Genomic DNA, 21,896 nt, shown 5'->3' with positions numbered 1-21,896 from the left:
GCAGCAGGTTCAGCTCATCTACGCGCCGTGGACCAAGTTCTGTCTCAAGGGGCAGGACGCCAATGCCAAGCAGGTTTGCTTTACCGGCAAGGACGGCCGCATCGAATCCGGTCAGCCGGTGATCGCCGCGGTGATCATCGAACCGGAAGGCGAGCCGAAGAAGATCCTGCGTGTGACGTTGCCGCTCGGCATGCAGCTCGTGCATGGCACGCGCATCATCGTCGACAGCAACGCGCCGCTGCAGAGCCCTTACGTGATCTGCTTCGCCAACGGCTGCATGTCGGACTACGAAGCCACGCCCGAACTGATCAATCAGCTCAAGAAGGGCCAGAACTTGATCGTGCAGGCGATCAACTCCAACGGCGCGCCGCTGACGCTGCCGCTGCCGCTGGCCGAATTCGCCAAGGCCTATGATGGCCCGCCGACCGACCCGAAGCAGTTCGAAGAGACCCAGAAGAAGCTGCAGGAAGAGCTGCAGAAGCGCGCCGAAGAGCAGCGCAAGAAGCTGGAAGCTCAGGCTCCGGCGGGTGCCAACCCGGCCGCCAAGTAACACGCGACTGCTATCGCGAAACGCAAAGGGCGCCCTGGTGGGCGCCCTTTTTGTTTGCGCGTCGCTCAGCCCGCCGTTGCGCTATCGGCCGGCGATGGCCGCCAGCACGGACGACTGGGTTGCCTTGTCGATGCCGCGCGCTTCCATGGCGTTCCTCAGCAGCGGCGCGTCGCAGCCATGGTCGCGCATCCAGCGGGTGATGATCGCGGTCTGGTCTTTGCGGTCGCGACAAAGTTCTGTTGCCAGCCGCAATTCGGGCGCCACCACCGGAATGCGCGTATCGGCAACGGCGATCTCGGAAAAATGCGTCCATGGACCGCTGCCGAAGGCTTCGATGAAAGGGGACTGGGACGAAGACTCGACGGTACTGGCGTCGACCTGAACGCCGTCCACTTCGAACGCAGCGTAATATTGCACGCAACAGGGCATCCAGGTCGGCGGACTCAGGCATCGATAGGGGGCGAGTGCCCGCGCGAAGGTGTCGACGTCGGCGCGTGCGCGCATCAGAAAATCGACGTCGCCCGGCTCGATCGGTATTCCGCGCAGCAGGTCCGCGGCCGTGCCAATCAGGCGGTAGTCGAAGCCGCCCTGCGCTTTGGCCAAACCGAGCACTGTTGCAAGTGTCCGGCGCAGAAGCTCCGCTGTCAGCATCATGAGAAGTCCCTCCCATGACAGCTTAGCAGGGAGGCGGCATTCGACGCGTCTATGCTTTCGCGTGAGGCGCCGTGCGGGAAGTCCGCGCCGCCCGGTCTTTCAAGGCGGCGATCGTCGAGGCGCTTAGTTCAGCGACGGATTACGCGGACGGTAGCCGCCGGACTTGTCCTTGATGAAGATCTCGGCCACCTGGGAATGCCGGATCGGTTCGCCGGAATCGTCTGGCAGCAGATTCTGCTCCGACACGTAGGCGACGTATTCCGACTCCGCGTTCTCCGCCAGCAGGTGATAGAACGGTTGGTCCTTGCTCGGCCGCACCTCTTCGGGAATCGCCAGCCACCACTCTTCGGTGTTGGCGAATTCCGGATCGATGTCGAACACCACCCCGCGGAACGAGAAGATCCGGTGGCGGACGATCTGGCCGATCTGAAATTTTGCGGTTCGCGTTTTGATCATCGGAGTCGGATAGACCAGCTTGGCGGCGGACGCTAGTGGTAAACCGGAGACTCTGCTCCGCGGTGGCCGACCCGGGGTTTCCCTGATACCGCACGGTTCCACGCTTCGTCTGCCGCAGCACGCATGATCGACATTCTCAATCTCGCCCTGCCATATTTTGGTCTGATCTTCGTCGGCTTTGCCTGCGGACGCTGGAAGAAGCTGCCCGAGGCCGGGCTGGTATGGATGAATTTCTTCCTGGTCTTCGTGTCGTTGCCGGCCCTGTTCTTCCGGATCATGTCGAAGACGCCGTTCGAGGAGCTCAACAACCTGCCGTTCGTGCTGGCGACCACGCTGGCGACCGCAATCGCGTTCTTCCTGTCCGGGCTGATCGGGCGGGCGATCGGCAAGCTGTCGATGCGCGAGGCGACGATGGCGGCGCTGTCGGGCGGCTACGGCAATATCGGCTACATGGGGCCGGGCTTGGCGCTGGCGGTGCTCGGGACGCAGGCGGCGGCGCCGACCGCGCTGATCTTCTGCTTCGACACCATCTTCCTGTTCTCGATCGTGCCGCTCGGGATGGCGCTGACTGCCGCCGAAAAGCGGCCGTTGATCCCGACCATCCTGGCGGTGCTGCGGGAGATCCTGCTGCATCCGCTGATCGTCGCCGCCTATTGCGGGGCGGCGGCGGCCGCGTTCCATGTCGAGCTGCCGGTGGCAATCGACAAGATGTTGCTGTTCCTGCAGAACGCCGCGGCGCCCGTCGCGCTGTTTACGCTCGGCGTCACCGTGGCGCTGCGGCCGTTCGGCCGGGTGCCGTGGGAGATCCCGAGCCTGGTGGCGGTCAAGCTGTTGCTGCACCCGGTGATCGTATTCTGTCTGGTGCTGGCGTTCGGGCCGTTCTCGCCGGTATGGGCGGCGACCGCGGTGCTGATGGCCTCATTACCGCCGGCACTGAACGTGTTCGTGATTGCTCGCCAGTACAACACCTGGGTCGAGCCGGCGTCGGTCGCAGTGCTGATCGGCACGTTCGTGTCGGTGGTGACGCTCACCACCGTGATGTGGCTGATCAGGACCGGACAGATCCCGTTTCCCGGGTAGGCGTCAGATCGAGCGCCAGAACGGCGACAGCCCTTCGCGCATCGCGAACCGTCGCAGCGGGCCGACCGAAACGAGCAGGTGCATTCCGGCCGCGCGCAGCATCTGCGCCGGCAGCAGGCCGCTGAGCAGGGTGCGGTTGGCGATGTCGATCGCTGCGGTCCGAGTGGCGATATCGGGGCCGCGGCTGCGGCCGTAGCGCGACAGGACCGCATCCGAGCCGATGTCGGCGCCGGTCTCGATCGATTCACGGACGATCTCGGCGAGATCGCCGGCATCCCGCAGTCCCATGTTCAGACCCTGCGCTCCGATCGGCGGCACGACATGGGCGGCCTCGCCGACGAGCGCAATCCGATGCTGCGCGTAAGCCGCAGGCTTCTCGATCGCCAGCGGAAACAGGTTACGGCCGGGCTCGACCGTCATCTTGCCGTAGACCGACTGCGACTGCCTCTCCGCCGCCGCCGACAGTTCGTCGTCGGACAGGGTCATCAGGCGTTGCGCTTCCTTCGGCGACGCCACCCAGACGATGCTCATTCGCTTGCCGGGCAGCGGCACGAACACGCACGGCCCTTCTTTGGTGTGAAATTCCGTCGAGACGTTGTCGTGGGAGCGGGTGGTCTTGACGTTGAAGGTGAGTGCGGACTGGTGCAGCGCTCGGCTGCTCACCTTGATGCCGGCAGCCTCGCGACACTGCGACTGCCGCCCATCGGCTCCGACAACCAGCGTCGCCGATAGCGTTGCGCCGCCGCGCAGCCGCACCACCGCTTCTTCGTCGCCTGGGATGACGCTGTCGGCTTCGTCGTCGAAGCGTTCGAGGTTCGACAGTTCGGCCGCGCGTTCCTCCAGTGCGATCAGCAGCGCGCGGTTCTCGATATTGTAACCGAATGCGTCCATGCCGATTTCGTCGGACGCGAACTTGACCTCGGGCGCGCGGATCAGCCGTCCGGTATCGTCGACCAGCCGCATCGCCCGGAGCGCTGCGGCCTTCCCCGAGCAACGCCGCCAGACGTCGAGCCGGTCGAGGATATCGATCGAATCGCCGAGCAGGGCGGTCGTGCGGTTGTCGCCGTAGGGCACTCGCCGAGCGACCAGGGCGGTGATCGCGCCGCTATCGGCAAGCGCGATGGCGGCGGTGAGGCCGGCGGGGCCGCCGCCGACCACGATGGCGTCATAGCTGTTGGGCTCGAGCAGGCTCTGGGTCATGTCGGGACAATTGCGCCGGGCCGCGGCGATTTCAAGTCCGCCGCGAAACATTAACGTTCTTGGGCCCTTGCGCGACCGAACGCCGCAACTGATTGTGCAGATCGGCGTCCGACCTGATATGCACGACGTTCGATGACACCGCAGGGCCCTTCGCAACCGCCGCCCGGATCTGGCTCACGCCGCGCTGCCGCGCTCGGCGTTCACCTGTTCACGGCTGCCGGGGCTGCGATTGCGCTGCTCGCTCTGCTCGAGGCGGTCCGCCAGCATTGGGCCGGAATGTTCGCATGGCTCGGGCTGGCGCTGCTGGTCGACGCGATCGACGGTCCGCTGGCCCGGCGCCTGGACGTCGCGCGGCTGCAGCCGCAATGGTCGGGCGACGTGCTCGATCTGGTGGTCGACTTTCTCACCTACGTGTTCGTGCCGGCCTATGCGATCACGGCCAGTGGCCTGCTGTTGCCGATTGCGGCGCCGCTGCTCGGCGTCGGCATCGTGATCAGTTCGGCGATGTACTTCGCCGATCGCCGGATGAAGACCGAGGACAATCACTTCCGCGGCTTTCCGGCGCTGTGGAACGCCGCGGCGTTCTATTTGTTTCTGCTGCACCCGCCAGCGCTCGCAGGCAGTCTTGGGATCGCCGCCTTGATCGTGCTCACCTTCGTGCCGTTTCGCGTCGTGCATCCGGTGCGCGTAGCGCGGCTGCGCGCGCTGACCCTGACGCTGATCGTGCTGTGGGCGGTGCTTTCTGCATATGCGATCGTCCGCGATTTCGAGGTCGCGCTCCCGGTGACGATCGTTCTGTGCGCGATCGCGCTGTACGTCTGTCTCGCCGATAGTGTCATCCGCTTATTCCAACGAGCCCCCCGATGATTGAATTGTTGTCCAGTCCCGAAGCCTGGGCTGCGCTGCTTACCCTGACGGCGCTGGAAATCGTGCTCGGCATCGATAACGTCATCTTCCTGTCCGTGCTGGTGTCGCGGATACCCGAGCCGCGGGCGACGCGGGCGCGGCAGATCGGTCTCGCACTGGCGCTGCTGTTCCGCCTGATGCTACTGAGCGTCCTGGTCTGGCTGATCGGCCTGACCACGCCGGTATTCAGCGTCGCCGACAAGGCATTCTCCTGGCGCGACATCATCCTGATCCTGGGCGGGCTGTTTCTGATCGCCAAGGCGACCCACGAAATTCATGCCGAGGTCGAAGCCAAGCACGATGGCACCGAGTCGTCTTCGGCCGCCGATCGGGCCTTCTTCTGGGTGATCTTGCAGATCGTGGTCGTCGACCTGGTGTTCTCGATCGACTCGATCATCACCGCGATCGGCATGGCGCAGGACATCGAGATCATGGTTGCTGCGGTCCTGATCGCGATGGCGGTGATGTACGTCTCGTCCGGACCGGTGTCGCGATTCGTCACCGAACATCCGACCACCAAGATGTTGGCTCTGGCCTTCCTGGTGCTGATCGGCGTGGCGCTGGTGGCGGACGGCTTCGCTTTCCACATCCCGCGCGGCTACATCTACTTCGCCATCCTGTTCTCGGCGGCGGTGGAGTTCTTCAACGTGCTCGCCAAGCGCAATCGCGCCAAGCCGCGGTGACGCTGTGCGGCACCCATCGGCCCCGGTTGACAACACCGGGGCGATGGCTTTCGGTGACGCACACACGAGACCCAAGGGGACGATGATGACGAAGGCGGTGCGGGTGCATCAGGTGGGCGGACCGGAGGTCCTGACCTATGAGGACGTCGAGCTTGCACCGCCGGGCGAGGGCGAGGTCCGGATCCGCCAGCACGCGGTTGGTCTCAACTTCATCGACGTGTATTTCCGCACCGGCCTGTACAAGGCGCCGTCGCTGCCCTTCGTGATCGGCAACGAGGGCGCAGGCGAGGTCGTCTCGGTTGGCCCGCACGTCACCAATTTTCATCCCGGCGACCGCGTCGCGTATTATTCCAACCTCGGCGGCTATGCCACCGAGCGCAACATCGAAGCCGCCAAGCTGGTGAAGCTGCCGGACCACATCACCTACGAGCAGGGCGCGGTGCTGATGCTCAAGGGCCTGACGGTGTGGTACCTGCTGCACAAGACGTTCAAGGTGGAGCCCGGCCATCGCGTGCTGATCCACGCTGCTGCCGGCGGCATCGGCCTGCTCGCATGCCAATGGGCGCGGGCGCTCGGCGCGCATGTCATCGGCACCGTCGGCTCCAAGGCCAAGGCGGATCTCGCGCTCGCCAATGGGTGCGACCACGTCATCCTTTACAACGAAGAGGACTGGGTGGCGCGGGTCAAGCAGATCAGCCGCAATGAGCTCTGCGACGTGGTCTACGACGGCGTCGGCAAGGCGACGTTCCCCGGTTCGCTGAAGTGCATCAAGCCGCGCGGGCTGTTCGTATCGTTCGGCAACGCCTCAGGTCCGGTGCCGCCGTTCGCGCTCACCGAGCTCAACAACCACGGCTCGCTGTTCGCGACCCGGCCGAAGCTGAATGACTATATCGGCACGCGCAAGGAGCTGATCGAGGGCGCCGACACGCTGTTTTCGGCGGTGATCGAGGGCCATCTGCACGTTCCGATCAACCACGCCTATGCGCTCAAGGACGCCGCCAAGGCGCATGTCGATCTGGAAGGGCGCGTCACGACCGGGGCGTCGATTTTGAAGCCGTAAGGTCTCACAACATCGCGCCACAACGAGCCGTCGCCCTCCGCGAAAGCGGAGGGCCCAGTATTCCAGAGCGCTGGTGTAAAGCAATCAGCTCTCTGGAATACTGAGTCGCCCGGACAAGCCAGGCGATGACCTGGGTGTGTGTAGTAGCTGTTGCTGCTTAGAACCCCGCCACCGTCCCGTGCAGGTCGTAGGCGTCGGCGCGGTCGATCTTGGCGGTGACGATTTCGCCGACGCGCAAGGGGCGGCGGCTCGACAGATAGACGGCACCGTCGATCTCCGGCGCATCGGCCTTCGAGCGGCCCTTGGCGACGGTCGGGCCGATCTCGTCGATGATCACCTGCTGCCGCGTGCCGACCTTGCGCTTCAGGCGGCGCGCCGAGATCGCCTGCTGCCGCGCCATCAGCCTGTTCCAGCGCTCCTGCTTGACCTCGTCCGCGATCTGATCGGGCAGGGCATTGGACGGTGCGCCGGCGACCGGCTCGTATTTGAACGCGCCGAGACGATCGATTTCTGCTTCGTCGAGCCAGTCGAGCAGGAACTCGAAATCGCGCTCGGTCTCGCCGGGGAAGCCCACAATGAAGGTCGAGCGCAGCGCCAGATCCGGGCACTGCTCGCGCCAGAGCTTGATCCGGTCGAGTGTCTTGTCCTGAGCGGCCGGGCGCTTCATCAGTTTCAGCACGTCCGGGCTGGCGTGCTGGAACGGGATGTCGAGATAGGGCAGCACCTTGCCGTCCGCCATCAAGCCGATCACTTCGTCGACGTGCGGGTACGGATAGACGTAGTGCAGCCTCACCCAGGCGCCCAGTTCGCCGAGCTCGCTGGCCAGGTCGAGGAATTTGGCGCGGACGGTGCGATCCTTCCACTGGCTTTCCGCGTACTTCAAATCGACGCCGTAGGCAGAAGTATCCTGCGAGATCACCAGCAGCTCTTTGACGCCGGCGGCCACCAGTTTCTCGGCTTCGCGGAGGACGTCTGCGGCGGTTCGCGATGCGAGGTCGCCGCGCAGTTTAGGAATGATGCAGAAGCTACAGCGGTTGTTGCAGCCTTCGGAGATCTTCAAGTAAGCGTAATGCCGGGGCGTCAGCCGGATGCCCTGCGGCGGCACCAGATCGAGATGCGGATTGTGCAGCGCTGGCCGGGCGCGATGCACGGCGTCGAGCACGCTCTCGTACTGCTGTGGGCCGGTGATCGACAGCACGCCGGGGTAGGCGGCTTCGATCTGTTCCGGCTCGGCGCCCATGCAGCCGGTGACGATCACCTTGCCGTTGCTCGCCATCGCTTCGCCGATCGCGGCCAGCGATTCCTGCTTGGCACTGTCCAGGAAGCCGCAGGTGTTGACGATCACGAGGTCGGCGCCGTCGTGCTTGCGCGCGAGCTCGTAACCCTCGGCCCGCAACCGGGTGATGATGCGCTCGGAATCGACCAGGGCCTTGGGGCAACCCAGCGAGACAAAACTGATTTTGGGCGCGGCGGCCTGCTGCATGGATCGAAACTGCCTGATTGGAATGGTGCAGGAGCTAAACCGGATCGGCGATGCTGGCAAGGCGGGCAGGGGTCCTCGCTCCGAGAATAGCTGCCCTCGATCCGGTTCCGGGAGAGGGGTTTTTTCCAGGTTCCGGGATCCGGACAGCGATTGTGTTGTTATTTCGCTGGCCGCCTTGTCACCCGAGGCGTTCGGGCTTTTCTTGGGTCGTCAGGAACCGGGAGATAGACCAATGCGACGGCACAACACATCAGCGACGTTGATCCGGCGCGATCGAATCTGGCCGTCCTTCCTGGCCAATGTGCATCTGCTGATGCTTGGAGCGGCGTTCGGCTTGATTGCCGCGATCGTGGTCGCTGCCCCGCAGTTGCGGTTGCCTTGACGGCGTTACGCTAGTCGTGCGAGCCGCTGCCGGCTTGGGTGCGGACCACCCTAGCGGTCGGCGCCAGCGCCGAATTCGCGAAGTGGCGGACGATGACGCTGGCGAGCGCTTCGGCCACGGGACTTGCGCTCCGCGCTGAACGATACAGCACGAGATCGACCTTCGGCAGTCCTGGAAACGTGTCGCCGCGGCCGAGAACGCGCATCCCCGGCAGCACGGAGCTTTTTCCAACGACACTCACCGCAATGCCGGCGAACACGGCGGCTTGAATCCCGCTGATGCTCTCGCTGATGCAGCTCAGCCGCCAAGTTCGGCCGATGCTTTCGAGGGCCATCAGCCCATAGTCGCGAAAGATGTTTCCCGGCGGCAGCATCGCCAACGGCACAGGGTTTTCAAGGTGGATCGAGCCGCGCTCCGACGTCACCCAGACCAGATCCTCCTGGGCCACCAACTCTCCCACCTTGAACGCCGGCATGCCGGTGACGATCGCCAGGTCGATCTCGGCGCGCTCGACGGAGGCCATCAGCTTGCTCGACAGCGCGCATTTCAATTCGACGTCGACGTTGGGATAGGCGCTCCGGAAATCGGAGAGAATTCCAGGTAGCAGATAGGCCGCGTAGAGGTCCGGCATGCCCAGAACCACGGAGCCGTCGAGCTTTGGCGCGGCGAGGCGTGCGCGCAATTCGTCCTGCAGCCCCATGATGGTGCGGGCATAGCCGAGCACCAGCTCACCATGATTGGTCAGCACCAGTTTGCGCCCGACCTTGGTGAACAGCGGGGCGCCGGTCGCCTCCTCGAGGCGGTTGAGCTGCAGGCTGACGGCAGGTTGGGTTCGGCCCAGCCGGCGCGACGTCTCGGAGAAACTGCCGGTCTGAACCAGGACAATGAAGGTCTGCAGAAGGCGGAGGTCGAGCGGTGCGAGCATGGTTCTATTTAGCGCGCTTATAAAATCGATATAAACAATAAATTTCGCAGGTTATTGCGTCGCAACTACAGTGGCTCTCGCCGGGATCATCAGCGAGGAAGCCATGCACAGAACCACCAGACGACACTTCATCCGCCTCGCGATCGCCGCGACCGCGCTCGTTTCGACAGCGCTGACCGCGTCTGCGGAGGAGCGCGTCATCAAGGTCGGGACGCTGAAGCTCATTCACGGCATCAGCCCGTATTTCTACGAGAAGTTCGCGCCGGCCGGATACAAGTTCGTGGTGGTTCCGTTCGAGAGCCCGACCGACGGCAAGAACGCCGTGGTCACCGGATCGGTCGATTTCGGCATCTTCGGCCTTGCGGCCGCAACGCTGGGTGGCGCCAACGGCGAGCCCGTCGTGGTGATCGGCGCCGCCTGCAACCGTGGCATGGCGGTGGTGGCCGGCAAGGACTCCGGCATCAACAGCATCAAGGACCTCAAGGGCAAACGGGTCGCGATCTGGCCGGGATCGACCCAGGAAGTGGTGATCCTCGATCGCCTCGCCGCCGAGGGCATGACCGTCAAGGACATCCAATCGGTCCGCGTGTCGTTCAGCGACATGGCGCCGGCGCTCGCCCGCGGCGACATCGACGCCTATGTCGGCGCCGAGCCGGCCGCCGGCATCAGCCTCGCCAGCGGCGTCGGCAAGATCGTCGAGTATCCGTACTCCACCCCGACCGGCTCGCTGAACATGGTGCTCACCACCCGCCGCGAGCTGATCGAGAAGGACCCGGAGCTGGTCCGCACGTTGCTCAAGGTGCATCGCAAGGCGAGCGAATACGCGATGAGCAATCGCGATGCCTTCGTCGAGATGGCGATGCAGAAACTCGGGCAGCAGAAGCCGTCGATCGAGAAGGCCGCTCCGAATGTCGAGCTGACCTGGAATATCGACAACAAGTTTCTGAAACAGGCGAACTACTACGGCACGCAGATGCTGGAAAAGAAGCAGATCCGGCAGTTGCCCGACTACAAGTCGTTCATCGATCCGAGCTTAGTCAAGGCCATCTCCGGATCGTGAGGGGCCGATGAGCTTCGAGAGCACCGTTGCCGGCCCGGCCATGACTGCACCGCCCACCAAAAAGCCTGCCGCGCTCGCGCGCGGCAGCGCCCATCGCGCGAACGGACTCTGGCCGCGTCTGCGCACGATCGCGCTCGCGCTGGTGGTGCCGGTCAGCCTGCTGGTTCTATGGGACCTGATGGTTCGCTGGACCGGAACACGTCTGATCCCGTCGCCATTCGGTGTGGCGGTGATGATGTGGGATTTCGCCTTCGGCGGGATCTACGACGACGCCTACAGCGGCAGCCTTCCGATCCACTTCTGGAAGTCGGTGCAGCGGGTCTATGGCGGGTTCATTCTTGCCGCGCTGCTCGGAATCCCGCTCGGCTTGATGCTCGGCCGGATTCCGCTGCTGCGGGCGATGCTCGATCCGATGCTGTCGCTGCTGCGGCCGATCCCGGTGACTGCCTGGCTGCCGCTGTCGATGATCTTCTTCGGGCTTGGACCGAAATCGGCGGTGTTCCTGGTGTTCCTCGGCGCGTTCTATCCGATCCTGCTCAACACTGTGTTCGGCGTGAAGTCGGTCGACGCGCGGTTGTTCGAGGCGGCCGGCATGCTCGGCTGCAGCGGGCCGCAGCTGTTCAGATCCGTCGTGCTGCCGGCGGCACTGCCGAGCATCTTCAACGGCCTCCGGCTCGGCGCGTCGTTCGCCTGGATCCTGATCGTGGTCGGGGAGATGACCGGCGTGCCCGAAGGCCTCGGCGCGGTGATCATGGATGGGCGCACGCTGTCGCGCACCGATCTCGTCATCACGGGCATGATCATCATCGGCATCACTGGATTCCTCTCCGATCGAATCCTGGTGATGCTCAGCAACTACTTCCTGCGTTGGAGTCCGCAGCACCATGCTTGATGCAACGACCAATCGCGATGCGCCGCCGGTCATTCTCGAGGTGAGCGGTCTCAACAAAGTCTATCAGGCCTCGAACGGTCCGGTCGAAGCGCTGCGCAGCGTCGATCTCACCGTGCGCAAGGGCGAGTTCATCTGCCTGCTCGGCGCGTCCGGCTGCGGCAAGTCGACGTTGCTGCGGATCATCGCCGGGTTCGAGGAGGCGACGCAGGGCTCTGTGGGCGTGTACGGTTGCGAGGTGAGGGGACCAGGGCCGGACCGCGGCATGGTGTTTCAAGACTACGCGCTGTTTCCCTGGCTGACGGTGCGGCAGAACATCGGCTTCGGCCCCAGCCATCGCCGCGTCGCGTCGCAGGAGGTCGACAAGCTCACCGATCGGTTCATGGCGATGGTCGGCCTGACCGCGTTTGCCGACCGTTATCCGCACCAGCTCTCCGGCGGCATGAAGCAGCGGGTGGCGATCGCGCGGGTTCTCGCCAACGACGCCGACATCCTGTTGATGGACGAGCCGTTCGGCGCGCTCGATGCGCTGACACGCGCAGCGCTGCAGGAGGAACTGATCGAGATCTGGCGCACCACCAAGCTGACGGTGATCTTCGTCACCCATTCGGTGGAGGAAGCGGTTCTGCTCGCCGATCGGGTCGTGGTGATGAGCTCGTCGCCGGGCCGGATCGACCAAGACGTCGAGATCGAGTTGCCTCGGCCGCGCGACGTGGCGTCGGTCGAGTTCAACAGGCTTCGGCGCAGCATCACGCAGCAACTCACCAGCCATGTCGGCGGAGGCCGCAAGGTTGCAGCGACGGCGGATTCCTGAAGTGGACCTGTCAGCCCCTGAAACCTCGCGAACGATCTATCGCGGGATGGATCGCGCGGCGCTCGATGCCGCCTACAACAACAGCGCGGCAGTGGTCGACAGCCCGCAATGGTTGGAGCGCTGGCGCGAGCGCAGCGCCGTCCGCCGCGCCGGTCCCGGAGCGCGGCTCGATATCCCTTATGCGGATCGCGAGCGAACTTCGCTCGATTATTTTGCCTCGGGCCAAACGGGCGCACCGCTGCTGGTGTTTCTGCACGGCGGCTATTGGCAGCGCAATTCGAAGGAGATGTTTTCCTTCGTTGCCGATGGCCCCAACGCGCACGGCATCGATGTCGCCGTGGTCGGCTACACGCTGGCGCCTGCGGCGCGGCTGTCGGACATCGTCGCCGAGGTCGATCTGGCCCTCGACGTACTGGCTGCCGACACCGAGCGATTCGGCTTCGACCGGCGCAGGCTGGTGGTCAGCGGCTGGTCCGCGGGCGGGCATCTGGCGTCGGTGGCGAGTGCGCATTCCGCAGTCCGAGGCGCGGTGTGCATCAGCGGCATCTTCGATCTCGAGCCGATTGCGCTCTGCTATCTCGACGAGGCGCTAGGCCTCGACCGGCAGGAGATCGAGATCTTGAGCCCGATCCGCCGCACACGTCTCGGCACGGCGGCGCAATCGCTGCTGGTCGGCGGCGACGAATTGCCGGAATTGCAGCGGCAGTCGCTGGATTATTCCAACGTCGCCGCGCGGGCAGGATTGCCCATCACTCTGAGCATCCTGCCGCGGCATCACCACTTCTCCATTCTGGATGAATGGAGCGGCGATGGCGCACTGACGGCGGAGTTGTTGGCGCTGGCCGGGGCGTAGCGCCGGCCGCAGGCGTCAGGTCCCCGCAAAGGGCGCGACGGCGATGCCGTTGGCTTCCAGCTTGCGGCGGACGCCGCGCGCGATCTCGACCGCGCCTTTGGTATCGCCGTGGATGCACACCGTGTCGGTCCGCATCTTGATCACCTTGCCGGTGACCGAGACGACGGCGCCGTCCTGCGCCATTCGCAGCACGCGTTCGGCAATCTCATCGGGGTCGTGCAGCACTGCGCCGGGCTTCTTGCGCGACACTAGATTGCCGTCGTCCTCGTAGGCCCGATCGGCGAACACTTCGTGCGCCAGCGGCAAACCGGTGGCTTCGCCCGCCAGCATGAGTTTGGAGTTCGCCAGCACGACGAACACCAGTGACCGATCGACGGCCTTGATCGCCGACGCGATGGCACGCGCAGTCATGTCGTCTTCGCAGGCGACGTTGGACAGCGCGCCGTGTGCCTTGACGTGGGTCACCTTGTGGCCGGCGAGGGCCGCGACCGCCTGCAGCGCACCGATCTGATAGGCGACGAGGTTTTCGATCTCGGCCGCGGTGATCCCCGGCACCGGCCGGCGGCCGAAGCCGTGCAGGTCGCGGAAGCCCGGATGCGCGCCGATCGCGACTCCGTTCTGCTTCGCCAGTTTGACGGTCGCGTGCATGATGTCCGGATCGCCGGCATGGAAGCCGCAGGCGATGTTGACGCTGGTGGCGATCTGCATCATCGCCGCATCGTCACCCATCTGCCAGACGCCAAAACCTTCGCCAAGGTCGCAGTTCAGATCGATCTTCATCTCGATTAGTCCCGTAGTCTGAGTCGATTACTCCGCCGTCAGCGCGTCGATCGCTGTGCCGGCGACGTTGGCGGAGAGCAGCGCGTCGAGGTCGATGGCGGCGTGCTGCGCCTCGCGCGGCAGGTCGGGCAGCGAGCGGATCAGCTTGGCCATCGCGCGATAAGCAGCTTGTGCGTCTTCGACGCTCACCGCCTGAAAGCGGAAGGGGCGCCCGGGTTGCCGCTGCGCCAACCGGCCGAGATCGGCTGAGATCACGGTGGCGATCTTCGGATAGCCGCCGCTGGTGCCGCGATCCGGCATCAGCACGATCGGCTGGCCAGAGCCGGGCACTTGGATGCTGCCGTCGACGGTGCCGTCCGAGACGATGTTGTGGCCGTGGAGATGCGAGATCTGCGGCCCCTCGAGCCGATAACCCATCCGGTCGCTGGTCGCCGAGATCGTCCATTCGCCGGCCAGGAACGTCTCGACCGCGTCGCCGAACTCATCGTCCTGCGGACCGAGGACGACGCGGATCGGCGCATCGAGCTGCTCGGGCAGATCGAGGCGGCGTTCGACCGCCGGCGTCGCCGATTTGACCGCGATGGTGTCGCCCGCCTGCAGCGTTCGTGGATAAGGGCTGCCGAGTCCTGCGCGCGCGTTGACTGCGAGGCTGCCGAACATCGGCTCGCCGCTGACGCCGCCTTCGATGGCCAGATAGCTGAACACGCCGCCACGCGCCACGCCGAGCGTGAGGACCTGGCCTTCGCTGAGGACGAAGGATTCGTTGAATGCGAGCGGCGCCCCATCCAGCGCTGCAGGCCGTTCGGCTCCCGTCAGCGCCAGCCGTACCGCGCCGTCGCGGACGCTGAGTTTCGCGCCCAGTGGCCCCACTTCGATCGCTGCCGCGAGCGGATCGTTGCCGACCAGCACATTGGATGCAGCGAGCGAGAGACGGTCCATTGCGCCGCTCGGCGTCAAACCGTAGCGCTGTGCGCCATGTCGCCCTGCATCCTGCACGGAGGTGGCCGGGCCTATGCTGTCGATCACCAGTATCGTCATGCGCTCAACAATTCCGCGACGACATCTCCCCGGGACGCGGCGTCGTCTCGCTCGGCAAATTCCTTCTCGTCGATCCGCGCAAAGCTGATCGTATCGCCCGGTTCGAGCAGAAAGATCGGCTCACGATGCAACTGATAGGTTCGCACCGGTGTGCGGCCGAGCAGATGCCAACCGCTTGGTCCGGGCAAACACTGGATTCCGGTCTGGATGCCGCCGACCGAGATCGTGCCGGCCGGCGTGTGCAACCGCGGCGCTTGCCGCCGTGGCATCGCCAGCGCGGGATCGAGCCCGGAGAGATACGACCAGCCGGGCGTGAAGCCGATCATCGCGACGCGGTAGTTGCCCGCGACGTGGCGGGCGACCAGCGCATCGGGAGTCATGTTCAAACCTCGCGCTGCATCTTCCAGATCGATGCCGTATTCGCCGCCGTAGCACACCGGAATCCGCCAATGTCTCTTGGCGGCATTCTCGCTGTCGTCGGTCGACAGTGCGAGCGTCGCAAGGTGTTCGGACAGCGCCGCAAAGCCGATGGTTTCGGGATCGTAGTGCACCAGCAGCGAACGATAGGTTGGGACGGTCTCGATAATGCCGGCGATCGGCGTCTGGGTCAGCCTGCGGTCGAGCGCGAGCACGCGCCGGTTGGACTCGTCGCTGATATCGCGGCCAAACTCGACGGTGATCGCGCTATCACCACTCGGCAGCATTCTGGGAGGTAGGGTGGTCATGTAACGACGATCTCACAAAGCTCCGGGCAGCGATAGCGCGTTTTCGGCGTGGGTGAAAATCAACTCGAAACGAATGCGATGGCCGATAAATTGGCGCACCCGGAGGTGATAAAATACGATGATCGTCATGCGCCAAGCCGTGCTGCTGATCGCGGGGTTGCGTCTTGACGCGGCAGGCGCGGCCCGCAAGATGCGCCGACAATCATCGGAGTTCTTTCTTCATGTCACTGACCCCGGAAGCCATCGACATCCTGTCGCGCGTTTCGACCGCGACCATCACCACGGTGCTGCTGAAGAAGGGGCTCCGTAACGTCTGGATGCGCGGCGCACGGCCCCTGCGGCCCGGTGCGACACGGCTGGTCGGCGAGGCGTTCACGCTGCGCTTCGTACCTGCGCGCGAGGATCTGGCGACGCCGGAATCCTGGGCCTCGCCGATCTCGACCCGCGCGGCGATCGAGGCGATGCCGGAAGGCTGCATCGCCGTGGTCGATGCGATGGGCATCAAGGACGCCGGCATCTTCGGCGACATTCTTTGCGCGCGGATGGTCAAGCGCGGCATCACCGCGCTGATCACCGACGGCGTGGTGCGCGACCTCGAGGGCGTGCTCGGCACCGGCCTGCCGGTGTGGTGCGACGGCGCGGCGGCGCCGCCCTCTGTGGCCGGTCTGACCTTTGTCGGCTGGGACCAGCCGATCGGCTGTGGCGGCGTTGCCGTGTTCCCGAAGGACATCATCGTTGCCGATCAGGATGGCGCGGTGTTGATCCCGCAGGCGCTGCTCGACCATGTGCTGGCCGAAGGGCCGGAGCAGGAGCGGATGGAAGGCTGGATCGTCGAGGAGGTGAACAACGGCGCAGTGCTGCCCGGCCTGTACCCGATGAACGCCGAAACCAAAGCGCGATACGCTGCGTTCAAGCAGAATGCCGATAAAGCGTAAGGAGCCTGTCGATGGATATCTTCGCGGCGGGCTCACGCCCCACCCAGCGGGCGCCGAAGGACTATTTCACCGGGACGGTGTGGCAGGACCCGATCGTCGCCGCACCGGCGCCGGCGCGGCTGGCAGCGACCCGGGTGGCGTTCGAGCCCGGCGCACGGACCGCGTGGCACACCCATCCGCTCGGGCAGACTCTGTATGTCGTGACCGGCGTGGGACGGATTCAGACCGAAGGCGGCCCGGTGCGGGAGATCCGCGCCGGCGACGTGGTGTGGATTCCGCCCGGCGAGAAGCACTGGCACGGCGCGTCGCCGGCCAACGGCATGACCCATATTGCGATGCAGGAGGCGCTCGACGGCAGTTTCGCCACCTGGATGGAGCAGGTCACGGACGCGGAATACGCTGTCGCGCCCACAGCCTGACGCTGGCGGCCCCGAGCAATCCGAATTCTCAAAACCGCCTGTTTCTCAGCCGATGGGACCCTTTCCCGTCAGGAAGGGACTCGATATGAAGGGCGCTTCGTTGCAAGGTGGCGGGCGTTGAGGAGAAGAAGATGGCAGCCAAGACGAAATTTCGGGGGTCTTACACCGCCTTGGTCACGCCGTTCAAAAATGGCGCGCTCGACGAGCAGGCGTTTCGCAGCCTGGTGAACTGGCAGATCGAGCAGGGCACCCATGGTCTGGTGCCGGTCGGAACCACCGGCGAGAGCCCGACCCTGAGCCACGAGGAACACCACAAGGTGGTGGAGTGGTGCATCGAAGAAGCCAAGGGTCGCGTGCCGGTGATCGCCGGCGCTGGCTCCAACTCGACCCGCGAAGCCGTCGAACTCGCGCGACATGCCGAGAAGGCCGGCGCCGATGCGGTGCTGGTGGTGACGCCGTACTACAACAAGCCGACCCAGGAAGGCATGTATCAGCACTTCAAGGCGGTGAACGATGCGATCGGGATTCCGATCATCATCTACAACATTCCGCCGCGGTCGGTCGTCGACATGTCGGTCGACACCATGAGCCGGCTGTACGAGCTCGACAACATCGTCGGCGTGAAGGACGCGACCGCCAATCTCGGCCGGGTATCGCAGCAACGCCACGCGATGGGGCCGGACTTCATCCAGCTCTCCGGCGAGGACATGACCGCGCTGGCCTATATGGCGGCGGGCGGTCATGGCTGCATCTCGGTGGTTTCGAACGTCGCGCCGAAGCTGTGCTCGGATCTGATGGGTGCGGTGTTCGCCGGCGACTATCCGGGCGCCCTGAAGATCCAGGACCGTCTGGTGCCGCTGCACGACGCGGTGTTCAAGGAGCCGGGAGTGGCTGGCGCCAAGCACGGACTGACGCTGCTTGGGCGCATTCAGGAAGAAGTCCGGTTGCCGCTGATGACGGTGACTGAACCGACCGGGAAGGCGATCCGTGCTGCGATGGTGCACGCGGGAGTGATCAACTGACAGGGGCGCATGAGCAGCATCGAGTCCGTCCGTAACCTCGAGCAGAAGGGCTCGAGGCTCCTGAAGGAGTTTCGCGATTTCGCGATGAAGGGCAACGTCGTCGACCTCGCGGTCGGCGTCATCATCGGTGCAGCGTTTGGCGGCATCGTCACATCGCTGGTCGGCGATGTGATCATGCCGATCATCGGTGCGTTGACCGGCGGATTGGATTTCTCGAATTATTTCACGCCGCTGTCGAAAGCCGTCACCGCCAACACCCTGGCTGAAGCCAAGAAGCAGGGCGCGGTGCTCGCCTGGGGCAACTTCCTCACGGTGACACTGAACTTCCTGATCATCGCGGCGGTGCTGTTCGCGGTGATCCGTTCGCTGAACAGGCTGAAGCAGAAGGCGGAGGAAGCCAAACCACCGCTGCCGACCCCGACCCGGCAGGAAGAGCTTCTGACCGAGATCAGGGATTTGTTGAAGAAGGGCGCCGGCCCGTCGGCCTAGACGACGACGGCGTCGCGTCACAGGAGCCGCCGACATGGCCGACAAGAACGAACGCCCGATCAAGGTCGTGGCGGAGAATCGCAAGGCGCGCTTCAACTACGCGATCGACGACACGATCGAGGCCGGCATCGCGTTGACCGGCACCGAGGTCAAGTCGATCCGCAACGGCAAGACCACGATCGCGGAGTCGTATGCGGACGCGCGTGGCAGCGAGATCTGGCTGATCAACGCCAATATTCCGGAATATCTGCAGGCCAACCGCTTCAACCACGAGCCCAAGCGGCCGCGGAAACTGCTGCTCCACCGCAAGCAGATCAACAAGCTGATCGGCGCCGTCGAGCGCGAAGGCATGACGCTGATTCCGCTCAAGCTGTATTTCAACGAGCGTGGTCGGGCCAAGCTGCAGCTCGCGCTCGCCAAGGGCAAGAAGCTGCACGACAAGCGTGAGACGGAAAAGAAGCGCGACTGGAATCGCGAGAAGGGCCGTCTGCTGCGCGCCCGCGGCTGAGCGGTAGTCGACCGGAGGGATCGGATGGCGAACCAGCCCAACATCATGGATGTCGATTGGAGCGCGATTCCGGCGCCGGCGGACGACGGCGGAGCCGCACATCTGCCGGGCTCAGCGATTCCTCCTGTGGCGCTGCCAGCGACCGGTGGCGGCGACGTCACTCTGGCCGCGCTGACGGGACGCACCGTCGTGTTCGCCTATCCTCGGACCGGAGAACCCGGCAAGATCGCGCCGGTCGACGACTGGGACATGATCCCTGGCGCGCGGGGGTGCACGCCGCAGACATGTGCGTTTCGAGACCTGTTTGCCGAACTGAAGACCGCCGGAGCCGACCAGGTGTTCGGTTTGTCGACGCAGTCCACCGCGTATCAGGCAGAGATGGCGAGCCGGCTGCACCTGCCGTTTCCGGTGCTGTCCGACGAGAGCCTCGAATTGACCCGTGCAGCGAACCTGCCGACCATGCAGGTTGCCGGCATGACGCTGCTGAAGCGCATGGCGCTGATTATCGACGACGGCCATATCAGCCACGTCTTCTATCCGGTCTTCCCGCCGGACCGGAACGCGGGCGATGTGTTGGAGTGGCTCAAGGCCAATCCGCGCTAGTTAGCAGTCGCGGATGCCCATCGCCGTCATTGCGAGCGAAGCGAAGCAATCCAGAGGCCTCGGAACGTGTGGCCTCTGGATTGCTTCGTCGCTTCGCTCCTCGCAATGACGATTCTTTCTGATCAACTACGCGTCTAGATCAGCCCGGACTCGGGCGAACACGTCGTGGAACATCTTTGGCGTCAGCACGCCGGTGTTCGTATTGTAGCGCGAGCAGTGATAGCTGTCGTAGAGGCGTAGGCGGCCGGCCTCGTGAACGGTGCCGTGGCCGAACGGGGCCTGAGCGGCGCGGAGGCCGAGCGCCTTCAGCGTTGAATCATGGGCGATCCGTCCGAGCAGGACGATCGCACGCAGCTTCGGCATCGCCTCGATCGTGGCGATCAGAAAGCGGCGGCATGTATTGATTTCGATCGGCAAAGGCTTGTTCTGCGGCGGCACGCAGCGCACCGCATTGCTGATCCGGCAATCGATCAGTTGCAGGCCGTCGTCGGGCCGCGCCTGATATTGACCGCTGGCGAAGCCATATTCGATCAGGGTGGCGTAGAGCAGGTCGCCGGCATAGTCGCCGGTGAATGGCCGTCCGGTGCGATTGGCGCCTTGCACCCCTGGCGCGAGACCGACGATCAACAGCGACGCGCCGGCGTCGCCGAACGACGGCACGGGCGCGTTGAACCAGCCCGGTTCACGCGCGCGGATCTCGCTCCGGAATTCGGCGAGGCGCGGGCAGAACGGGCAGTTTCGATCGGGGGCGGTGAGGGAGGTCGGGACGCGGGGCCCGGAGCCCCGCGTCAGCGTCGGCATGGACCTTAGTCTTCGAAGTCGTCAGCCCCGGCGCGCGACGCCAAGGCAGTAGAACGCTGCAGGAATTGCGGCGCATGGTGGCGCGGCTCGCGCGGTTCCCGCGGCGGCGGACGATCAGCCGGATCGCGACCGATCTTCGACTGCAGCTCGACCAGGTCGGTAAAGATGTCGGCCTGGCGACGAAGTTCGTCGGCGATCATCGGCGGCTGGCTGGAGATCGTCGAAATCACGGTGACGCGGACGCCGCGGCGCTGGACCGCTTCGACCAGCGATCGGAAATCGCCGTCGCCCGAGAACAGCACCATCTGGTCGATGTGTTCGGCCAACTCCATGGCATCGACTGCGAGTTCGATGTCCATGTTGCCCTTGACCTTGCGGCGACCGGAGGCGTCGATGAACTCCTTGGTCGCTTTGGTGACAACGGTGTAGCCGTTGTAATCCAGCCAGTCGATCAGCGGGCGGATCGAGGAGTATTCCTGATCCTCGATGATCGCGGTGTAGTAAAAGGCGCGGATCAAATTGCCGCGGCTTTGAAATTCCTTCAGCAGCCGCTTGTAGTCGATGTCGAAGCCGAGGGTCTTTGCGGTTGCGTAAAGATTGGCGCCATCGATGAACAGCGCAATTTTGTTACTGGAGGAAGTGGACATCAAGATCTCTCATGTGTCTGTTGTCAGCTTCTTGGCGCAACGCAAAGAGCTGCGCAGCTTAAGTCAATTTTTGCACGAATAGCCGTCGCGCTGGGCAACCGGCACCACTTCAACCGCACGAAGCATCGGCCGGTATTCTATACTTTTCTTTCTGAAAAGAAGCCATTTGTTGTCGGACTCGTGTTCGTCCGAGCCGGGCGATCGTCGGCCCTCACGGATCATCAGGTGCATTATCAGAGTGGCTGCGTTCGTCCAAATGACAAATTGCTGCTTGCGCAAGCTGGCCACGCCCTATACTTAGCGGTCTAACCCCGATTTTGATCCTATTAACGGAGCGACTGGCCATGGCGCGCGTCACCGTGGAAGATTGCATTGACAAGGTCGACAACCGGTTCGACCTGGTTCTGTTGGCCGCTCACCGTGCCCGCATGATCTCGTCCGGCTCGCCGCTCACCATCGACCGCGACAACGACAAGAATCCGGTTGTTTCGCTTCGCGAAATTGCCGATCAGACGATCTCGCCGGAAGATCTCAAAGAAGAGCTGGTGCATTCGCTGCAGAAGTTCGTTGAGGTCGATGAGCCGGAGCAGGATACCGTTCCGCTGATCGGTTCGGCCGGTGCCAGCGTCGATGCCGACGATACCGAGGTCGCCATGGAACGGATGACCGAGGAAGAACTGCTCAAGGGCCTGGAGGGCTTGGCGCCCCCGGAAGAGCAGCCCGAAGAAGACGAATAAGGGAGCTTTTGCTCCGACAAATTTCCGTGATGCGGACGCGAACGGCCCGGATAATCTCCGGGCCGTTTTGTTTTGGGACGATCGCTCGGGCCCGCTGGCAGCGTTGTCATGCCGCATTGCTGCATTGACCTAAACTCTGCCGAAATCGCGGTTTTTTCTGGCTGTTCGGGTTCCTTTCGTGGCACAAGTCCTAAACC

Annotated in this window: 26 protein-coding genes; 16 read left to right on the top strand and 10 right to left on the bottom strand. The window is 64.3% G+C overall.

Going from position 1 to position 21,896, the window contains the following annotated elements; genetic code table 11:
- Positions 1 to 550: invasion associated locus B family protein (locus DY468_RS00795; RefSeq protein WP_164601450.1), on the top strand; the 550-nt coding region annotated here is incomplete at its 5' end.
- 81 nt (positions 551 to 631) lie between these two features.
- On the opposite strand, the gene DY468_RS00790 is transcribed toward DY468_RS00795, so the two are convergent.
- A complete protein-coding gene (locus tag DY468_RS00790; RefSeq protein ID WP_164601448.1) occupies positions 632 to 1,204 on the bottom strand; it encodes a hypothetical protein in 573 nt (190 codons plus the stop codon).
- A gap of 123 nt (positions 1,205 to 1,327) precedes the next feature.
- Complete coding sequence (hspQ, locus tag DY468_RS00785) at positions 1,328 to 1,660, bottom strand: heat shock protein HspQ (RefSeq protein WP_011158219.1); 333 nt, start codon at positions 1,658 to 1,660, stop codon at positions 1,328 to 1,330.
- A 123-nt stretch (positions 1,661 to 1,783) separates the two neighbouring features.
- Here hspQ and DY468_RS00780 point away from each other — a divergent pair, with 123 nt between their 5' ends.
- On the top strand, positions 1,784 to 2,740 hold the full coding sequence (locus DY468_RS00780) for an AEC family transporter (protein WP_164601446.1): 957 nt from the start codon (positions 1,784 to 1,786) through the stop codon (positions 2,738 to 2,740).
- A 3-nt stretch (positions 2,741 to 2,743) separates the two neighbouring features.
- Here the strand turns inward: DY468_RS00780 and DY468_RS00775 are convergent, their stop codons facing one another.
- Entirely contained in the window at positions 2,744 to 3,940 is a 1,197-nt protein-coding gene (locus tag DY468_RS00775; protein ID WP_164601444.1) for a UbiH/UbiF family hydroxylase, read from the bottom strand.
- 132 nt (positions 3,941 to 4,072) lie between these two features.
- On the opposite strand from DY468_RS00775, the gene pcsA reads away from it, so the two are divergent.
- The 3 genes from pcsA (at position 4,073) to DY468_RS00760 (ending at position 6,589) form a co-directional block, all read left to right on the top strand.
- The gene (gene pcsA / locus DY468_RS00770) at positions 4,073 to 4,807 is read left to right on the top strand and encodes a phosphatidylcholine synthase (protein WP_164601443.1); all 735 of its coding nucleotides are present in this window, start codon (positions 4,073 to 4,075) and stop codon (positions 4,805 to 4,807) included.
- Positions 4,804 to 5,529, top strand: a complete 726-nt coding sequence (locus DY468_RS00765) for a TerC family protein (RefSeq protein WP_164601441.1) — start codon at positions 4,804 to 4,806, stop codon at positions 5,527 to 5,529. The genes pcsA and DY468_RS00765 overlap by 4 nt, the downstream gene beginning before the upstream one ends.
- A gap of 85 nt (positions 5,530 to 5,614) precedes the next feature.
- Positions 5,615 to 6,589, top strand: coding sequence for a quinone oxidoreductase family protein (locus tag DY468_RS00760; protein ID WP_164601439.1), 975 nt, complete (start codon positions 5,615 to 5,617; stop codon positions 6,587 to 6,589).
- A gap of 157 nt (positions 6,590 to 6,746) precedes the next feature.
- Here the strand turns inward: DY468_RS00760 and rimO are convergent, their stop codons facing one another.
- Both rimO and DY468_RS00750 read right to left on the bottom strand, forming a co-directional pair.
- The gene (rimO, locus tag DY468_RS00755; RefSeq protein ID WP_164601436.1) at positions 6,747 to 8,072 is read right to left on the bottom strand and encodes a 30S ribosomal protein S12 methylthiotransferase RimO; all 1,326 of its coding nucleotides are present in this window, start codon (positions 8,070 to 8,072) and stop codon (positions 6,747 to 6,749) included.
- A 392-nt stretch (positions 8,073 to 8,464) separates the two neighbouring features.
- Positions 8,465 to 9,379: a LysR substrate-binding domain-containing protein gene (locus DY468_RS00750; protein ID WP_164601434.1), complete on the bottom strand. Its 915-nt coding sequence runs from the start codon at positions 9,377 to 9,379 to the stop codon at positions 8,465 to 8,467.
- A gap of 103 nt (positions 9,380 to 9,482) precedes the next feature.
- On the opposite strand from DY468_RS00750, the gene DY468_RS00745 reads away from it, so the two are divergent.
- From DY468_RS00745 to DY468_RS00730, 4 genes are read left to right on the top strand one after another with little or no spacing between them, the layout of a single operon-like run.
- Positions 9,483 to 10,439 carry an ABC transporter substrate-binding protein gene (locus DY468_RS00745; protein WP_164601432.1) on the top strand — a complete coding sequence of 319 codons (957 nt, stop codon included), beginning with the start codon at positions 9,483 to 9,485 and terminating at the stop codon, positions 10,437 to 10,439.
- A gap of 7 nt (positions 10,440 to 10,446) precedes the next feature.
- On the top strand, positions 10,447 to 11,331 hold the full coding sequence (locus DY468_RS00740) for an ABC transporter permease (protein ID WP_164601430.1): 885 nt from the start codon (positions 10,447 to 10,449) through the stop codon (positions 11,329 to 11,331).
- A complete protein-coding gene (locus DY468_RS00735) occupies positions 11,324 to 12,142 on the top strand; it encodes an ABC transporter ATP-binding protein (RefSeq protein ID WP_164601428.1) in 819 nt (272 codons plus the stop codon). The genes DY468_RS00740 and DY468_RS00735 overlap by 8 nt, the downstream gene beginning before the upstream one ends.
- A 1-nt stretch (position 12,143) precedes the next feature.
- Complete coding sequence (locus tag DY468_RS00730) at positions 12,144 to 12,995, top strand: alpha/beta hydrolase (RefSeq protein ID WP_164601426.1); 852 nt, start codon at positions 12,144 to 12,146, stop codon at positions 12,993 to 12,995.
- Positions 12,996 to 13,010: 15 nt separating this feature from the next.
- Here DY468_RS00730 and DY468_RS00725 read toward each other — a convergent pair whose 3' ends face one another.
- Genes DY468_RS00725 through pxpB form a run of 3 tightly spaced genes read right to left on the bottom strand, consistent with a single transcriptional unit; the run spans position 13,011 to position 15,538 of the window.
- The gene (locus DY468_RS00725; RefSeq protein ID WP_164601424.1) at positions 13,011 to 13,775 is read right to left on the bottom strand and encodes a LamB/YcsF family protein; all 765 of its coding nucleotides are present in this window, start codon (positions 13,773 to 13,775) and stop codon (positions 13,011 to 13,013) included.
- 27 nt (positions 13,776 to 13,802) lie between these two features.
- Complete coding sequence (locus tag DY468_RS00720) at positions 13,803 to 14,813, bottom strand: 5-oxoprolinase subunit C family protein (protein ID WP_164601422.1); 1,011 nt, start codon at positions 14,811 to 14,813, stop codon at positions 13,803 to 13,805.
- Positions 14,810 to 15,538 (bottom strand): 5-oxoprolinase subunit PxpB, encoded by a 729-nt coding sequence (gene pxpB / locus DY468_RS00715; RefSeq protein WP_164601420.1) that lies wholly within the window; start codon positions 15,536 to 15,538, stop codon positions 14,810 to 14,812. Before pxpB ends, DY468_RS00720 begins: the two co-directional genes overlap by 4 nt.
- A 221-nt stretch (positions 15,539 to 15,759) precedes the next feature.
- Here pxpB and DY468_RS00710 point away from each other — a divergent pair, with 221 nt between their 5' ends.
- The 6 genes from DY468_RS00710 (at position 15,760) to DY468_RS00685 (ending at position 19,514) form a co-directional block, all read left to right on the top strand.
- Positions 15,760 to 16,473: a ribonuclease activity regulator RraA gene (locus DY468_RS00710; protein ID WP_164601418.1), complete on the top strand. Its 714-nt coding sequence runs from the start codon at positions 15,760 to 15,762 to the stop codon at positions 16,471 to 16,473.
- An 11-nt stretch (positions 16,474 to 16,484) separates the two neighbouring features.
- Entirely contained in the window at positions 16,485 to 16,892 is a 408-nt protein-coding gene (locus DY468_RS00705; RefSeq protein ID WP_164601416.1) for a (R)-mandelonitrile lyase, read from the top strand.
- 131 nt (positions 16,893 to 17,023) lie between these two features.
- Positions 17,024 to 17,914 (top strand): 4-hydroxy-tetrahydrodipicolinate synthase, encoded by an 891-nt coding sequence (dapA, locus tag DY468_RS00700; protein ID WP_164601414.1) that lies wholly within the window; start codon positions 17,024 to 17,026, stop codon positions 17,912 to 17,914.
- Between the two features lie 9 nt (positions 17,915 to 17,923).
- Positions 17,924 to 18,403 carry a large conductance mechanosensitive channel protein MscL gene (mscL, locus tag DY468_RS00695; RefSeq protein ID WP_164601412.1) on the top strand — a complete coding sequence of 160 codons (480 nt, stop codon included), beginning with the start codon at positions 17,924 to 17,926 and terminating at the stop codon, positions 18,401 to 18,403.
- Positions 18,404 to 18,437: 34 nt separating this feature from the next.
- On the top strand, positions 18,438 to 18,911 hold the full coding sequence (gene smpB / locus DY468_RS00690) for an SsrA-binding protein SmpB (RefSeq protein WP_164601410.1): 474 nt from the start codon (positions 18,438 to 18,440) through the stop codon (positions 18,909 to 18,911).
- 24 nt (positions 18,912 to 18,935) lie between these two features.
- Positions 18,936 to 19,514 carry a peroxiredoxin gene (locus DY468_RS00685; RefSeq protein ID WP_164601408.1) on the top strand — a complete coding sequence of 193 codons (579 nt, stop codon included), beginning with the start codon at positions 18,936 to 18,938 and terminating at the stop codon, positions 19,512 to 19,514.
- Between the two features lie 126 nt (positions 19,515 to 19,640).
- On the opposite strand, the gene DY468_RS00680 is transcribed toward DY468_RS00685, so the two are convergent.
- Both DY468_RS00680 and DY468_RS00675 read right to left on the bottom strand, forming a co-directional pair.
- Complete coding sequence (locus DY468_RS00680; protein ID WP_164601406.1) at positions 19,641 to 20,315, bottom strand: uracil-DNA glycosylase; 675 nt, start codon at positions 20,313 to 20,315, stop codon at positions 19,641 to 19,643.
- A 5-nt stretch (positions 20,316 to 20,320) separates the two neighbouring features.
- On the bottom strand, positions 20,321 to 20,962 hold the full coding sequence (locus DY468_RS00675) for a LabA-like NYN domain-containing protein (RefSeq protein ID WP_164601404.1): 642 nt from the start codon (positions 20,960 to 20,962) through the stop codon (positions 20,321 to 20,323).
- A 344-nt stretch (positions 20,963 to 21,306) separates the two neighbouring features.
- Between DY468_RS00675 and rpoZ the strand changes: the two genes are divergently transcribed.
- The gene (gene rpoZ, locus DY468_RS00670) at positions 21,307 to 21,699 is read left to right on the top strand and encodes a DNA-directed RNA polymerase subunit omega (RefSeq protein ID WP_013502516.1); all 393 of its coding nucleotides are present in this window, start codon (positions 21,307 to 21,309) and stop codon (positions 21,697 to 21,699) included.
- The last annotated feature ends 197 nt before the right edge of the window (positions 21,700 to 21,896 follow it).

Source organism: Rhodopseudomonas sp. BR0M22 (genome assembly GCF_010907035.1).
Taxonomy (GTDB): domain Bacteria; phylum Pseudomonadota; class Alphaproteobacteria; order Rhizobiales; family Xanthobacteraceae; genus Rhodopseudomonas.
Note: the sequence above shows the minus strand (reverse complement) of the source record. Positions and strands in the feature narration are given on the sequence as shown.

Coding starts and splice junctions, on each gene's coding strand:
- DY468_RS00790 (WP_164601448.1), bottom strand. CDS start 1,204: ATGATGCTGACAGCGGAGCTTCTGCGCCGGACACTTGCAACAGTGCTC.
- hspQ (WP_011158219.1), bottom strand. CDS start 1,660: ATGATCAAAACGCGAACCGCAAAATTTCAGATCGGCCAGATCGTCCGC.
- DY468_RS00780 (WP_164601446.1), top strand. CDS start 1,784: ATGATCGACATTCTCAATCTCGCCCTGCCATATTTTGGTCTGATCTTC.
- DY468_RS00775 (WP_164601444.1), bottom strand. CDS start 3,940: ATGACCCAGAGCCTGCTCGAGCCCAACAGCTATGACGCCATCGTGGTC.
- pcsA (WP_164601443.1), top strand. CDS start 4,073: ATGACACCGCAGGGCCCTTCGCAACCGCCGCCCGGATCTGGCTCACGC.
- DY468_RS00765 (WP_164601441.1), top strand. CDS start 4,804: ATGATTGAATTGTTGTCCAGTCCCGAAGCCTGGGCTGCGCTGCTTACC.
- DY468_RS00760 (WP_164601439.1), top strand. CDS start 5,615: ATGACGAAGGCGGTGCGGGTGCATCAGGTGGGCGGACCGGAGGTCCTG.
- rimO (WP_164601436.1), bottom strand. CDS start 8,072: ATGCAGCAGGCCGCCGCGCCCAAAATCAGTTTTGTCTCGCTGGGTTGC.
- DY468_RS00750 (WP_164601434.1), bottom strand. CDS start 9,379: ATGCTCGCACCGCTCGACCTCCGCCTTCTGCAGACCTTCATTGTCCTG.
- DY468_RS00745 (WP_164601432.1), top strand. CDS start 9,483: ATGCACAGAACCACCAGACGACACTTCATCCGCCTCGCGATCGCCGCG.
- DY468_RS00740 (WP_164601430.1), top strand. CDS start 10,447: ATGAGCTTCGAGAGCACCGTTGCCGGCCCGGCCATGACTGCACCGCCC.
- DY468_RS00735 (WP_164601428.1), top strand. CDS start 11,324: ATGCTTGATGCAACGACCAATCGCGATGCGCCGCCGGTCATTCTCGAG.
- DY468_RS00725 (WP_164601424.1), bottom strand. CDS start 13,775: ATGAAGATCGATCTGAACTGCGACCTTGGCGAAGGTTTTGGCGTCTGG.
- DY468_RS00720 (WP_164601422.1), bottom strand. CDS start 14,813: ATGACGATACTGGTGATCGACAGCATAGGCCCGGCCACCTCCGTGCAG.
- pxpB (WP_164601420.1), bottom strand. CDS start 15,538: ATGACCACCCTACCTCCCAGAATGCTGCCGAGTGGTGATAGCGCGATC.
- DY468_RS00710 (WP_164601418.1), top strand. CDS start 15,760: ATGTCACTGACCCCGGAAGCCATCGACATCCTGTCGCGCGTTTCGACC.
- DY468_RS00705 (WP_164601416.1), top strand. CDS start 16,485: ATGGATATCTTCGCGGCGGGCTCACGCCCCACCCAGCGGGCGCCGAAG.
- dapA (WP_164601414.1), top strand. CDS start 17,024: ATGGCAGCCAAGACGAAATTTCGGGGGTCTTACACCGCCTTGGTCACG.
- mscL (WP_164601412.1), top strand. CDS start 17,924: ATGAGCAGCATCGAGTCCGTCCGTAACCTCGAGCAGAAGGGCTCGAGG.
- smpB (WP_164601410.1), top strand. CDS start 18,438: ATGGCCGACAAGAACGAACGCCCGATCAAGGTCGTGGCGGAGAATCGC.
- DY468_RS00685 (WP_164601408.1), top strand. CDS start 18,936: ATGGCGAACCAGCCCAACATCATGGATGTCGATTGGAGCGCGATTCCG.
- DY468_RS00680 (WP_164601406.1), bottom strand. CDS start 20,315: ATGCCGACGCTGACGCGGGGCTCCGGGCCCCGCGTCCCGACCTCCCTC.
- DY468_RS00675 (WP_164601404.1), bottom strand. CDS start 20,962: ATGTCCACTTCCTCCAGTAACAAAATTGCGCTGTTCATCGATGGCGCC.
- rpoZ (WP_013502516.1), top strand. CDS start 21,307: ATGGCGCGCGTCACCGTGGAAGATTGCATTGACAAGGTCGACAACCGG.